The organism is Streptomyces carpinensis, assembly GCF_002154505.1.
GTDB classification, from domain to species: Bacteria; Actinomycetota; Actinomycetes; order Streptomycetales; family Streptomycetaceae; genus Streptomyces; species Streptomyces carpinensis.
Window position 1 is genome coordinate 32,738 of the sequence record NZ_MUBM01000167.1, and the last position, 13,589, is coordinate 46,326.

At 72.4% G+C, this 13,589-nt stretch carries 12 protein-coding genes; 3 read left to right on the forward strand and 9 right to left on the reverse strand.

The annotated features are described in order from the left end of the window. Positions 1 to 9: 9 nt before the first annotated feature. Positions 10 to 972, reverse strand: a complete 963-nt coding sequence (locus BZY54_RS22305) for a 2-hydroxyacid dehydrogenase (protein ID WP_086727110.1) — start codon at positions 970 to 972, stop codon at positions 10 to 12. Positions 973 to 1,050: 78 nt separating this feature from the next. Here BZY54_RS22305 and BZY54_RS22310 point away from each other — a divergent pair, with 78 nt between their 5' ends. Beyond that, on the forward strand, positions 1,051 to 2,049 hold the full coding sequence (locus BZY54_RS22310; RefSeq protein ID WP_086727111.1) for an aldo/keto reductase: 999 nt from the start codon (positions 1,051 to 1,053) through the stop codon (positions 2,047 to 2,049). 174 nt (positions 2,050 to 2,223) lie between these two features. After that, positions 2,224 to 3,378: a PQQ-dependent sugar dehydrogenase gene (locus BZY54_RS22315; protein WP_244217280.1), complete on the forward strand. Its 1,155-nt coding sequence runs from the start codon at positions 2,224 to 2,226 to the stop codon at positions 3,376 to 3,378. Positions 3,379 to 3,387: 9 nt separating this feature from the next. Here BZY54_RS22315 and BZY54_RS22320 read toward each other — a convergent pair whose 3' ends face one another. From BZY54_RS22320 to BZY54_RS22350, 7 genes are all read right to left on the reverse strand, one after another. After that, the gene (locus BZY54_RS22320) at positions 3,388 to 3,588 is read right to left on the reverse strand and encodes a DUF6191 domain-containing protein (RefSeq protein ID WP_086727113.1); all 201 of its coding nucleotides are present in this window, start codon (positions 3,586 to 3,588) and stop codon (positions 3,388 to 3,390) included. A gap of 36 nt (positions 3,589 to 3,624) precedes the next feature. Next, positions 3,625 to 6,675, reverse strand: a complete 3,051-nt coding sequence (locus BZY54_RS22325) for a helix-turn-helix transcriptional regulator (protein WP_086727114.1) — start codon at positions 6,673 to 6,675, stop codon at positions 3,625 to 3,627. Between the two features lie 104 nt (positions 6,676 to 6,779). Next, positions 6,780 to 6,965 (reverse strand): hypothetical protein, encoded by a 186-nt coding sequence (locus BZY54_RS22330; protein WP_086727115.1) that lies wholly within the window; start codon positions 6,963 to 6,965, stop codon positions 6,780 to 6,782. 203 nt (positions 6,966 to 7,168) lie between these two features. Then, entirely contained in the window at positions 7,169 to 7,720 is a 552-nt protein-coding gene (locus BZY54_RS22335; protein ID WP_086727116.1) for a hypothetical protein, read from the reverse strand. Between the two features lie 35 nt (positions 7,721 to 7,755). After that, positions 7,756 to 8,331, reverse strand: coding sequence for a GNAT family N-acetyltransferase (locus BZY54_RS22340; protein ID WP_086727117.1), 576 nt, complete (start codon positions 8,329 to 8,331; stop codon positions 7,756 to 7,758). Then, entirely contained in the window at positions 8,309 to 10,537 is a 2,229-nt protein-coding gene (locus BZY54_RS22345) for an MMPL family transporter (RefSeq protein ID WP_086727118.1), read from the reverse strand. The genes BZY54_RS22340 and BZY54_RS22345 overlap by 23 nt, the downstream gene beginning before the upstream one ends. 273 nt (positions 10,538 to 10,810) lie before the next feature. After that, positions 10,811 to 11,176: a hypothetical protein gene (locus BZY54_RS22350; protein WP_086727119.1), complete on the reverse strand. Its 366-nt coding sequence runs from the start codon at positions 11,174 to 11,176 to the stop codon at positions 10,811 to 10,813. A gap of 74 nt (positions 11,177 to 11,250) precedes the next feature. On the opposite strand from BZY54_RS22350, the gene BZY54_RS22355 reads away from it, so the two are divergent. Further along, a complete protein-coding gene (locus BZY54_RS22355; RefSeq protein WP_086727130.1) occupies positions 11,251 to 12,015 on the forward strand; it encodes an SAM-dependent methyltransferase in 765 nt (254 codons plus the stop codon). A 52-nt stretch (positions 12,016 to 12,067) separates the two neighbouring features. Here BZY54_RS22355 and gatB read toward each other — a convergent pair whose 3' ends face one another. Next, positions 12,068 to 13,582, reverse strand: coding sequence for an Asp-tRNA(Asn)/Glu-tRNA(Gln) amidotransferase subunit GatB (gene gatB, locus BZY54_RS22360; protein WP_086727120.1), 1,515 nt, complete (start codon positions 13,580 to 13,582; stop codon positions 12,068 to 12,070). Positions 13,583 to 13,589: the final 7 nt, after the last annotated feature.

A 13,589-nucleotide genomic window follows, 5' to 3' on the forward strand; every position in this document is an offset into this window, starting at 1 on the left:
CGAAGGGGATCACACGCCTTCCGCACCCGTCGTCAGAACCACGTTGGCGAGCGGCTCCTGGTTCACGAACCGGTGCAACTGGCTTGTCAGCAGCCGCTTCGCGCGCGGCAGGAACGCCGATGTCGGGCCGCCCACGTGCGGGCTGATCAGTACGCCCGGCGCGTGCCACAACGGATGCCCCGGGGGCAGCGGTTCGGGGTCGGTGACGTCGAGGGCGGCGGTGAGGCGACCGCTCTCCACCTCTGCCAGCAGGGCCTTCGTGTCGACCACGGCCCCGCGTGCGACGTTGACGAGCAGGGCGCCGTCCTTCATCCGGGCGAGGAAGTCGGCGTCCACCAGGCCGCGGGTCGCCTCTGTCAAGGGCGTGGAGAGGACGACGACATCGGCTTCCGGAAGCAGTGAGGGCAGATCGGTGAGCGGATGCACCGGACCGCGCGCTGTGGTGCGCCCGGAGCGCGCCACGCGCGCCACCCGCGCGAGCTCGAAGGCCACGAGCCGGTCCTCGATGGCGGCGCCGATGGATCCGTAACCGACGATGAGGACGGTCTTGTCGGCGAGCGCCGGATGGAAACCTCCCCGCCACTCGCCCCGGTCCTGGGCCCGTACGAAGCCGGGGATGCCGCGCAGGGAGGCGAGGACGAGCGCCAGGGTGAGCTCGGCCGTGCTCGCCTCGTGCACCCCGCGGGCGTTGCACAGCCGTACCCCCGCCGGAAGGTTCTTCAGGCCGGGCTCCACGTGGTCGGTGCCGGCGGACAGCGTCTGCACGACCCGCACCGAACTCATGCGGGGCATCGGGCGCATGCCGAGTCCGGCCGGCCTCATATACGGCACGACGTAGAAGACGCAGTCGGCCGGGTCCGCGGGGAACTCCTGGTCGCCGTCGTCGCCTCCGTCCCAGAACAGGTAGTTCGGCCCCTCGGGGAGCCCGTCGATCTCGTCCGGCGGGATGGGCAGCCACACATCAGCAGTCATGCTCAGGAGGCTATGCCAGGTGCGCGGGGAGGCAGAGGTTAGGTTGGTGGGCCGCAGGAGAGGGAGGGTTACGGCGAGGTGGAGCGCAGGACGATCGGCGCGGCGGCACTCGCGGTGGGGGCCGTAGGACTCGGGTGCATGCCGATGAGCTGGGCGTACAGCGCGTCGCGGCAGCGGGGGGAGGAGTCGCTCAGAACCGTGCACCGGGCGCTGGACCTGGGTGCGACGCTCCTGGACACGGCCGACATGTACGGGCCGTTCACCAACGAGTTGCTGGTGGGGCGGGTGTTGAGGGAGCGGCGTTCCGACGCCTTCGTCTCGACGAAGGTGGGTCTGCTGGTGGGTGAACAGCACGTCGTGGCCAACGGCCGCCCCGGCTATGTGAGGCGAGCCTGCGACGCTTCGCTGCGACGGCTGCAGACGGACGTGATCGACCTGTACCAGTTGCACCGCGCGGACCCGGAGGTCCCGGTCGAGGAGACCTGGGGGGCGATGGCGGATCTGGTGCGGGCCGGGAAGGTGCGGGCGCTGGGCCTGTCCGCCGTGGGGGCGCGCGGCGGGCGCCGATCCAGGGGGCGGTTGCACGACGGAACGATCCGGCAGCTGGAGCGGGTGCAGCAGGTGTTCCCGGTGAGCGCGGTGCAGGCCGAACTGTCGGTGTGGTCGCCGGAGGCACTGGAGTCCCTGCTGCCTTGGTGCGCGGCGCGGGGCGTCGGCTTCCTGGCCGCGATGCCGCTCGGCAACGGCTTTCTGACCGGCACGCTCACGCCCGGCCAGGGCTTCGAACCGGACGATGTGCGGGCCCGCCACCCGCGCTTCACCGCCGAGATGATGGCCGCCAACCAGCCGATCGTCGCCGGCCTGCGGCGCGTGGCCGCACGGCACGGCGAGCACGTCACCGCGGCCCAGGTGGCCCTGGCCTGGACGCTGGCCCAGGGGCGGCACGTGGTCCCGGTCCCGGGCGCCAAGCGGGAACGCTGGGTCGCCGAGAACGCCGGCGCGGCCGGGCTGCGCCTGACGGCGGAGGACCTGGCGGAGCTCGGCCGCCTCCCGGCGGCACGGGGGTCCTGGGACTGAGCGGCCCGCGCGGCGAGAGCACCGACGGCGGGATTCGGGAACCGCAGGCACCCATGCGGGCTCGAGACGACCGCTGGAGCGGGGACCCGGGCGCGTCGGATCGGGCAGTCGGGAACCTGGAAGGCGCGGACGGTGTATGAGAAGTAGGACCCGCCGCGTCGAAGGGACAGGATCGTGCAACGTCGAGCTGTGACGGGCGTGCTGGCCGCCTCGCTGCTGTTGGCGGCGGGATGCTCCTCCGAAGGGTCGCCGCCGGGGCAGGGCGCTGCGCCGAGCCCCACGACGGCCCGGTCCTCCTCCGCCGGGCAGGCGGCCGGGGAGGCCGCGCCGCCGGCCAAGGGTTCGGTCAGGGTGCTGCGCACCGTCGCGGAGGGCCTGAACAGTCCATGGGGCCTGGCCCAGCTGCCCGGCGGCGGTCTCCTCGTCTCCTCCCGCGACAAGGCGACGATCACCCGGATCGACGAGAAGACGGGGAAGAAGACCGAGCTGGGCACGGTCTCCGGGGTGGCTCCGGAGGGCGAGGGCGGCCTCCTCGGCATCGCCCTCTCCCCCCGCTACGCCTCGGACCACATGATCTACGCCTACTTCACCTCGGCCTCCGACAACCGCATCGTGCGGATGCTGTACGACGCGAGGAAACCCGCCGGAGAGCAGCTCGGCGCACCCGACACGATCTTCAAGGGCATCCCCAAGGGCGTCATCCACAACGGCGGCCGGATCGCCTTCGGCCCCGACGGCATGCTGTACGCGGGCACGGGCGAGAGCGGCGAGCGGGGCCTGGCCCAGGACAAGAAGTCCCTGGGCGGCAAGATCCTGCGCCTGACCCCGGAGGGCGCTCCGGCACCGGGCAACCCTTTCCCCGGCTCCCCGGTGTACACCTACGGCCACCGCAATGTGCAGGGCCTCGCCTGGGACGGCAAGCAGCGCCTGTTCGCCTCCGAGTTCGGCCAGGACACCTGGGACGAGCTGAACGCGATCAAGCCCGGCGACAACTACGGCTGGCCGGTCGTGGAGGGCAGGTCGACCGATCCGAAGTACCACAACCCGATCGCCCAGTGGCACACGGACGAGGCCTCCCCCAGCGGCATCGCCTACGCCGAGGGATCCATCTGGATGGCCGGCCTGCGGGGCCAACGTCTGTGGCGCATCCCCCTGAAGGGTACGGAGGCCTCGGCGCCGCCCCAGGCGTTCCTGACGGACACCTACGGCCGGCTGCGCACGGTGGCCTCGGCCGGGGGCGGCAAACTCTGGCTGGTCACCAGCAACACGGACGGCCGCGGCAGCCCGAAGAAGGGCGACGACCGGATCCTGGAACTGGAGGTGAGGTAGCCCCCGTGCTCACTCGTCGCCGGGCTCGGCGTCGGCCTCTTCGCCGGCCGCCCTGGGCGGTCGCATGACGACCTTCCCGGACGCGAGGTCGATGGGCCCCCGCCCGGGATCGTTGTCCCCGACGTCCTCCCGGGTCAGCTCCAGCCGGTTCTGCTCGTCCCGGGTGTGCTTGCGGCCCGGCGCGAACAGTTCCTCGAAGATGTTGAACACCGCGCCCCTCCCTGCCCGTGCTGTCCACCGTACGGCTCACCCCGCCTTCGGAACAGCGAGCGTGTCCTGCGGAAACAGGTCCATCCGATGCGCCACCGCCGCCGCCTCGCCGCGTCCTGAGACGCCGAGCTTGCCGAGGATGTTCGAGACGTGGACGCTGGCCGTCTTGGGAGAGATGAACAGCTCCTCGGCTATCTGGCGGTTGGTGCGGCCCAGGGAGACCAGGCGCAGGACGTCACGCTCCCGGCTGGTGAGGCCGAGGGACTCGGCGGGGTCGGCGGGGGCGGGACGCTGCTGCGGGGCGTGGTTCAGGGACAGGCGGGCGCGCTGGGCGAGCAGGGCCACGGAGTCGGCCAGCGGGCGGGCGCCCAGGTGCTCGGCGACGGCGTGGGCCAGACGGAGCAGTTCCGTGGCGGGCTCCCGCTGGTCCTCGCCGTAGAGCAGCAGGGCCTCGGCCAGTCGGCAGCGGACCCGGGCGAGCTCGTAGGGGCGCTCCAGTGTCTCGAAGGCGGCGACGATCTCGGCCCAGTCCTCGGGGCGGCTGCGGCCCTCGGCCCGCAGCAGTTCGGCGCGCACCCAGCGTTCGTACGCCTGCCAGACGGGCACGCTGGTGGCCAGTGTCCTGGTGGCCCGCCGGATGCCGTCGAGGATGCCGGGGCGGCCGGCGTCGGCGGCGGCCGGCCCGACCGCGCGGGCCTCCATGGTGGCGGCGGTGAGCAGCAGGGGCCAGCCGTATCGCTGGGTGCCGGGTGGGAAGCCAGCCTCCAGCACATGGCCGAGTTCGGCGCGGGCGTCCAGCAGGCGGCCCTCGCCCGCGGCGACGGCGATCGCGATGCGGGCCAGCGGCAGGGCGTGCTGCGGGGCGAAGTCGTGGGTGCCGAAGTGGGCTCGCGCGTCGGCCAGTTGCTCCGCCGCCTCGGGCAGCTCACCGCGGGCGAGGGCGAGTTCGGCGCGGATCCGGGCGTGGAAGGCGCGCGGTTTGGCGCTCCGGCCGACGCGCCGGGACCGGGAGGCCGCGTCGGCGGCCTCCTCCCAGCGGCCCAGGGTGAACAGAGACTCGGCGAGATTGCCCCAGGCCCAGGCCTCGGAGTCGAGCAGGCCGTGTCCGCGGGTGAAGGCGATGCCCTTCTCCAGGAGCGGGACGGCCTCTCGGGAGCGGCCGACGGACTCCAGCGCGGACGGCAGGTTGACGTAGGAGCGCCCGGCTACCGTGGCGATGCCGTGGGCCACCGTGTACTGGTTGACCTGGTGCATCTCGGCCAGTCCGGTGTCGACCTCGCCGGCTTCGACCATGAGACCGCCGAGAGTGAGGCGGGCGGTCATCTCGATCTCGCAGGCGCCGACCATGCGCGCGTACTCCACGGCCCGCTCGGCGGCCGAGAAGGCCTCGGCACCGCCCACGTGCACCATGGACCAGTTGGCGACGGTGGCGAGCACCTCGGCGTGCACCTCGGACGGCGGCAGGCCGCGCACCAGTTCCTGCGCCGTGGCGAGTTCGTGCCAGCCGTCGCCCTGGGCCTTCGCCTGGACGATCCGGGAGCGCTCCACCCAGAACCAGGCCGCACGCAGCGAGTCGTGCTCCTCCTCCAGCAGGCGCAGCGCCCTCTTGATGATCTTCATGGCGCGGTCCCGCTCCCCGCAGAGGCGGCCCGCGACGGCCGCCTCGGCCATCAGGTCGAGGTAGCGCAGGGGCGTGTTCGCCAGGTCGCAGCCGCAGGCCTGGTAGGCCTCGATGTAGTCGAGAGGCCGCAGCCCTGCCCGTACGTCCTGCGGTGCGCCGTCCCACAGCTCCATCGCCCGCTCCAGAAGGCGCAGTTGTTCGCTGTAGGCGTGCCGGGCGCGGGCGGCGACGGAGGCGTCCAGCACGGCGGGCAGGGCCTTCGCCGGGTCGTGGGCGTGGTACCAGTAGCTGGCCAGCCGCGTGACGCGCTCGTCGGCGGCGACGAGCGTCGGATCGGCCTCCAGGGCCTCGGCGTAGCGGCGGTTGAGGCGGGAGCGTTCGCCGGGCAGCAAGTCGTCGCTGACGGCCTCGCGGACCAGGGAGTGCCGGAAGCGGTAGCCGTCGCCGGTGCGTGCGGCGACGAGGATGTTGACGTTCACCGCGGCCCGCAGCGCCTCGATGAGGTCGTCCTCGGTGAGCCGGGCGACGGCGGCGAGCAGTCGGTACTCGACGGTGGACCCGCCCTCGGCGGCGATCCTGACGACCCGCTGCGCGGACTCGGGCAGCGCTTCGACGCGGACGAGGAGCACGTCGCGCAGGGAGTCGCTCAGGGAGACGCAGCCCTCGTTCGCGCAGCAGGCGAGTTCCTCGACGAAGAAGGCGTTGCCGTCGGAGCGTTCGAAGATCTCGTCGACCTGGGCGGGGGCCGGTTCGGCGGCGAGGATGCCGGCGATCTGGCGGCCGACCTCCTCGCGGGTGAAGCGGGCGAGCTCGATACGGCGGACCGTGCGCAGCCGGTCGAGTTCGGCGAGCAGGGGGCGCAGCGGGTGGCGGCGGTGGATGTCGTCGGAGCGGTAGCTGGCCAGGACGACCAGGCGGCCGGTGCGCAGGGTGCGGAAGAGGTAGGCGAGGAGGTGCCGGGTGGAGGCGTCGGCCCAGTGCAGGTCCTCCAGGGCGAGGACCACGGTGCGGTCGGCGGCGACCTGCTCCAGCAGGCGGGCGGTGAGTTCGAAGAGGCGGGCCATGCCGTCCTCGTCGTGCCGGCCCGTGCCGCGCGTGACGGGCTGCTCGCAGAGCTCGGGCAGCAGCCGGGCGAGCTCCTCCTCCTGACCGGCGGCCGCGGCGGCGAGTTCCTCGGGCAGTTCCCGACGCAGGGCGCGCAGGGCGGTGGAGAACGGGGCGAACGGCAGTCCGTCGGCGCCGATCTCCACGCAGCCGCCGACCGCGACGACGGCCCCGCGGCGGCCGGCGGCGGCGGCGAACTCCTCGATCAGCCGGGTCTTGCCGACGCCGGCCTCGCCACCGATCAGCAGCGCCAGCGGCTCTCCCCCGGCCGCGCGGGCGAGTGCGTCGCTCAGCGTGTCCAACTCGTTCGCGCGGCCCACGAACACCGGACTGACAGACCTGGTCTCCACCGTCCCGAGCATCGCACGCGGATCTGACAACGCGGCACTGTTTTTCGGCAGGGCGGTACCCGGCGGAAGGGGCCGGCCCACCCCCGTGGAGCCGGCGACCCTCCGCTCCCCCGCGTTCACGCGGCCCGGGTGAACCGGTGCCGCCGGGGGCCGCTGCTATGGGCCTCCGCCTCGGGGGCGTCGTGGCCGGCTGGGCGCCGGGCGGCGCGGCGGCCGCGCAGCGCCTCGCGGACCAGGCGCGCCCGATCGGCCTGGCGGAGCAGCTCGGCGGAGCGCATCTGGTGGATCTCGTACCCGTACATGGTGGCTCCTTGTGGGAGTGGGTGTCCGAACACCGCTTCCCGCGGTGTTCGCAGACCACCTTCGTCTCCCGGGGGGCCCTGCCGCATCGGGCGGGTTCCGCATCTTCGCCGCCGTGCGGGGCCTTAGACGCGCGTGAGGGGCCTCAGAACCGCCGTAAGGCACCTACGGCGGTCTAAGGCCCCTCTTGGAGCTGCGGTGATGCTCAGGCTGACGGCAATGCCAGCAGGGCGTCGGTGTACTTGAGGACGGCCAGCAGCAGGCCGACGACACCGAGCGTGACGCCCGCCCAGGCGACCGACTTGATCCAGGGCGCCTGCGGCCTGCCCGGGGTGCCGAACGCGGGCCGGGCGAGGACCACGACACCCACGATCAGGGCGAGGAGCGCGAACAGCCCGCCCCAGAGCGCGGTGGTGCGCCAGGCGTCGCCATAGACCTCCTTGATCTGCTGGGCGACGCTCGCGGAGGTGGAGGTGCGCAGCTGGCCGATCAGCTGCTCGCGCGCGCCGGCTACGGTGCCGAGCCAGCTTCCGCTCAGCGAGACCAGGCCGAGCGCCGCGGAGACGACGGCAGCGGCGCCCTGCCCGACACCGGAAGGCCCCGCCTTCACGGCGTCGGCGCCGGCCTCCGTGCCCGCCTCCACCTCGTCGTTCTGCGGCTCCGGGGTCTCGGTGGCCTCGGCGCTCTCGGTGGGCTCGGTGATCTCGGTGCTCTCGGTGCTCTCGGTCGCGGTCTCGTCTGCAGTCTTCGTTGCCATGTGCCGCACCGTACGGACGCTGTCTGAGAGGTCCCTTAATGATCGCTCCGGGTGGCACGCGCGCGTGCCGCACGCCACTCGGGGGCCAGCACCGACCAGACCTCGATGTCGTGGCGTACGCCCCGGTGGGCGCGGCTCTCGCGGAGCACTCCGTCCCGCGTCATCCCCAGCCGGCGGGCGACGGCGATGCTCGGCTGGTTGGCGGAGGCCGCGCACCACTCCACTCGGTGCATGCCGCGCTCGCCGAACGCCCAGTCGAGCAGGACGTGCATCGCACGCGTGACCAGCCCCCGCCCGGCCGCGGCGGGCTCCAGCCAGCAGCCGACCTCGCACGTGCCCTGCTCCGCGTCGAACGTCCGGAACAGCACCCCGCCGACCAGCTTCCCGCCCAGCCAGATGCCGTGCAGGCTGCCGCTGTCGGCGGCGCGCTTCTCGGCGTACCGGGTGAGCAGGGCCCGCGCGGAGTCGACGTCCCTCTCCCGGGACCCGAAGGCGATGTACTGCCCGATGAAGTCCCGCCCCCGGTCGAGGTGCGCGAGGAACTCCTCGGCGTGCCAGGGATCGAGGGGACGCAGTTCGGCTCCGTCGTCACCCAGGGGTATCGCGTACATCTCGCTGCTGCTCCCTCTCCAGTTCCGCCACGACGTCGCCGAGCTTCTCATGGGCGGCGCGGCACTCGGGCGGCTCGATGCTGATCCGGGGCAGTACGGCGTCCAGCCGGCGTGGCAGCCACCAGTTGGCGCGGCCCAGCAGGTGCATCAGGGCGGGCACCAGCAGGGTGCGCAGCACGAAGGCGTCGAGGGCCACCGCGGCGGCGAGCGCGATGCCGAACATGGCGATCACCCGGTCGCCGCCGAGCACGAAGGCGAGGAAGACCGAGATCATGATGACCGCGGCGGAGTTGATCACCCGGCTGGTCTCGGCGAGGCCGACGCGCACGGCACGGCGGTTGTCGCCGGTCTCCAGCCACTCCTCGTACATCCGGCTGACCAGGAAGACCTGGTAGTCCATGGAGAGGCCGAAGAGCACCGAGACCATGATCACGGGCAGGAAGGGTTCGATGGGCCCGGCCCGGCCGAGGCCGAGGAACTCGCTGCCCCAGCCCCACTGGAAGATCACGACCACGACGCCGAAGGCGGCGGCGACGGCGGCGACGTTCATGGCGGCGGCCTTCAGGGGGATGCCGACGGACCGGAAGGCGAGCAGCAGCAGGACGCAACCGAGGCTGACGACGACGCCGACGAACAGCGGCAGCCTGCCGACGATGACACCGGCGAAGTCGTCGTATCCGGCGGTCACCCCGCCGACCTGCACATCGAGCGAGGTGCCGGTCTCCGCGCGCGGCAGCACCTCGGTGCGCAGCCGGTCGACGAGGTCGCTGGTGCGCTGGGACTGGGGTGCGGAGTCGGGGACGACGGTCAGGTAGGCGGTGCTGCCGCCGGTGTCGTAGGTCACGGGGGTGACCGCGGCGACGCCCTCGGTGGAGCGCAGGGTGGTGCCGAGGTTGTCCAGGGCGAGTTTGTCGTCGCCCCCGTCGACGCGCGTCACGAGCGTGAGGGGTCCGTTGACGCCCGGGCCGAAGCCCTCGGCGACGAGGTCGTAGGCCTTGCGGGTGGTCGACGACGCCGGGTCGTTGCCCTGGTCGGAGGTGCCCAGGTGAAGGGTGAACGTGGGCAGCGCGAGCACCGTGATGACGACCAGCGCGAGGGTGCCCAGCAGCTTGGGGTGGCGTTCGACGAACGCGGACCAGCGGGCGGCGAAGCCGGTGGGCAGCTCGGGCTCGGGTCCGTGCTCGGCCAGTCTGCGGCGTTCGCGCCTGCTCAGGGCGCGCGGGCCGATGAAGGACAGCAGGGCCGGCAGCAGCGTCACCGAGGCGGCGACGGTGAGCACGACGGTCGAGGCGGCGGCGACCGCGACTCCGTTGAGGAAGCCGAGCCGCAGGATGAACATGCCCAGCAGGGCGATGCAAACGGTGGCACCCGCGAAGACCACGGCGCGCCCGGTGGTGGCGACGGCTGTCGTGGCCGCCTCCGCGACGTCGAGCCCGCGTTTGAGGCCGCGTCGGTGCCGGGTGACGATGAACAGCGCGTAGTCGATGCCGACGCCGAGGCCGATCAGCATGCCCAGCATGGGCGCGAAGGTGGCCACCGTCATGGCGTGGCCGAGGAGCTCGATGGCGGCGTAGGCGGTGCCCACACTCACCAGCGCGGTGGCGAGGGGCAGCAGGGACGCGGCGAGCGAGCCGAAGGCGAGCAGGAGCACCACGCCGGCCACGACCACCCCGACGATCTCGGCGAGGTGCCCTCCGGAGGGCACGGTGGACCCGACGGCGCTGCCGCCGAGCTCCACCTGGAGCCCCTCGGTCTGGGCGGATTTGGCGGTGGAGACGACGGCCTCTGTCTCGGACTTCGGGATGTCCTGGGCCGGGTGCTCGAAGGTGACCGTCGCGTACGCGGTGTGCCCGTCGCGGCTGATCTGGCCCGCCCCCTGGCCCTTGTAGGGGCTGGTCACGGAGGCCACCCCGGGCAGGGTCTCCAGCCGGTCCAGGGTGCGGGTCATCGTCTGCTCGACGTCGGAGGCGCGGACACTGCCGGGCGTGGTGTGCCAGACGACGGTGTCGCTGTCGCCGCCGAGGCCGGGGAAGCCCTTCTGGAGCAGCTGGGTGGCGCGGCCGGACTCGGTGCCGGGGACCTCGTAGTCGTTCGAGTAGGCCGGGCCGGTGACGGCGGCGGCGACGGTGACCCCGCCGAGGGCGAGGAGCCAGAGCAGAACGACGACGAGGCGGTGCCGGACACACCAGCGCGCGAGGGCTGCCACGAAACGTGCTCCCAGATGGTGATTTGTGGATCTTTGACCGGGAACAGTCGTTCATGGAGTGAACAGCCCGCAAAGAACGCATGAGCAATCTGAAGACACTCTTGCAGGCGAATGTGATCGTTTAGCGTGTTCGTGGCCTTATTCACAGCACTGCGACCCAATTCACAGGACAATCAGGCGCTGTCTGTCGCCTCGCGGCTGTCCGCCCTGTCGTGGGGAGCGGGACGGGCGGGCCGTTCAACGGGGCGACGCCGCTCGGCCGGAGCGGCCGGATCAGTCGGACCGGTCGCCGAGTGCCATCACCATCACCCCCGCGATCAGCAGCCACAGCGCCCGTCGGGTGTGGCCCCGACGGGCGAGGAACGCCGCCCACGCGCAGACGGCGGCGCCGCCGGCGTAGGCGGCCGGGACCAGGGCCGGGACGGGGTCACGGAGCCGCAGCAGGGACGCGGCGAGCCCGGCGAGCGTCAGCAGCGCTCCGGCACCGCTCGCCGCCCAGCGGGCCCGGCGGGCGACGCCGGCTGAGTCCTGCGGGTCGTCGTGGGGGGCACTCTCGGCCTCGTTCTGCACACCGGTGGCCGAGACGTCGTCCGCCGCGGATATCTCGGGGTGCGTTTCGGAATCGGCGCGTCCATTCATGGCGGGCGAGCGTAGCGCCCAGGGCCCGGGAAACGGGATGCGGGGGCGGGGTGCCCCTGCTGTCCACGTCATCCATGGTCGATCTCACCCACGTGCGCCACCCGCGCAGCAACGCCTACGACGCCCGTTGGCTCATCGAGCACCAGATGGGGCCGCACCCGCTGTGGCTGCTGGAATGGCTGGCACCGGCCCTGCGGCTCGACTCCCTGCCACCCGGCGCCCGGGTGCTGGACCTGGGCTGCGGCCGCGCCCTGACCTCCGTTTTCCTGGCCCTGGAGTACGACGTCCAGGTCACCGCCGCCGATCTGTGGATCAAGCCGGACGACAACGCAGGCCGGATCGCGGAGGTCGGTGTGGCCGACCGCGTGCTGCCGGTCCACGCCGAGGCGCACGACCTGCCGTTCGGCGAGGGCTCGTTCGACGTGATCGTCTCCATCGACGCCTACCAGTACTTCGGCGCCGACGACCTCTACCTGCCCTACCTGACCCGGCTGCTCAAGCCCGGCGGGCGGATCGGGGTCGTGGTGCCGTCGGTGCGGGAGGAGATCGACGGGGTCGAGCCGCCGGAACACCTCAAGGCCCACTGGGACCCGGGGTTCTGGGCGTTCCACTCCCCCGCCTGGTGGCACCGGAACTGGGCCCGCACCGGGGCCGTGACGGTCGAGACCGCCGACTGGCAGGAGGACGGCTGGCGCGACTGGCTGCGGTGGAGCGAGGTGTGCGCCGAGCAGAGCCCGAGCGAGTTCATGGCGGGCATGGCGCGGGATTCGGTGGAACTGCTGAACGCCGACCGGGGGCGCCTGCTGGGGTTCGCCAGGGTCGTGGGACGCCGCGGCTGAGCGTACGGCCCCGGAAGGCATGCCTTCCGGGGCCGTACGGCACAGACCGGGCTCAGCCCTCGCCGACGCCCAGCTTCTGCAGGATCAGCTCCTTGACGCGGGCGGCGTCGGCCTGGCCGCGGGTGGCCTTCATGACCGCGCCGACCAGGGCGCCCGCCGCGGCCACCTTGCCGCCGCGGATCTTGTCCGCGACGCCCGGGTTGCCCGCGATGGCCTCGTCGACGGCGGCGGTCAGCGCACCCTCGTCGGAGACGACCTTCAGGCCGCGCTTGTCGACGACCTCGTCCGGGGTGCCCTCGCCCGCGAGGACGCCCTCGATGACCTGGCGCGCCAGCTTGTCGTTCAGGTCGCCGGAGGCCACCAGCTCGGTCACCCGGGCGACCTGCTGCGGCGTGATCGCCAGCTCGTCCAGGGCCTTGCCGGACTCGTTGGCGCTGCGCGCCAGCTCACCCATCCACCACTTGCGGGCGGAGGCGGCGTCGGCACCGGCGTCGATCGTGGCGACGATCAGGTCCAGCGCGCCGGCGTTGAGGATCGCCTGCATGTCGGTGGCCGAGATGCCCCACTCCGCCAGCAGCCGGGTGCGGCGGGCCAGCGGCATCTCCGGCAGCGCGGCGCGGATCTCCTCGACCCACTCCCGCGACGGCGCCACCGGCACCAGGTCGGGCTCGGGGAAGTACCGGTAGTCCTCGGCCTCCTCCTTGACCCGGCCGGAGGTCGTGGAACCCGTGTCCTCGTGGAAGTGGCGGGTCTCCTGGATCACGGTGCCGCCGCCGTCGAGCACGGCGGCGTGCCGCTGGATCTCGAAGCGCGCCGCCCGCTCGACGGACCGCAGCGAGTTGACGTTCTTGGTCTCGCTCCGGGTGCCGAACTTGTCCGCGCCCTTGGGCATCAGCGACAGGTTGACGTCGCAGCGCATCTGGCCCATCTCCATGCGGGCCTCGGAGACGCCGAGCGCCCTGATGAGCTCGCGCAGTTCGCGGACGTAGGCCTTGGCCACCTCGGGGGCGCGCTCGCCGGCGCCGACGATCGGCTTGGTGACGATCTCGATCAGCGGGATGCCGGCACGGTTGTAGTCCAGCAGGGAGTGGGACGCGCCGTGGATACGGCCGGTGGCGCCGCCGACGTGGGTCGACTTGCCGGTGTCCTCCTCCATGTGGGCGCGCTCGATCTCCACGCGGAAGGTCTCGCCGTCCTCCAGCTGCACGTCGAGGTAGCCGTTGAAGGCGATCGGCTCGTCGTACTGGGAGGTTTGGAAGTTCTTCGGCATGTCCGGATAGAAGTAGTTCTTCCGGGCGAAGCGGCACCACTCGGCGATCTCGCAGTTCAACGCGAGACCGATCTTGATCGCCGACTCCACGCCGGTCGCGTTGACGACCGGGAGGGCGCCGGGCAGGCCGAGGCAGGTGGGGCAGGTCTGGGTGTTCGGCTCGGCGCCCAGCGCGGTCGAACAGCCGCAGAACATCTTGGTCTTGGTGCCGAGTTCGACATGGACCTCGAGGCCCATGACGGGGTCGTACGACGCCAGCGCGTCCTCGTACGACACCAGGTCGGTCGTGGTGGTCACGGTGAAA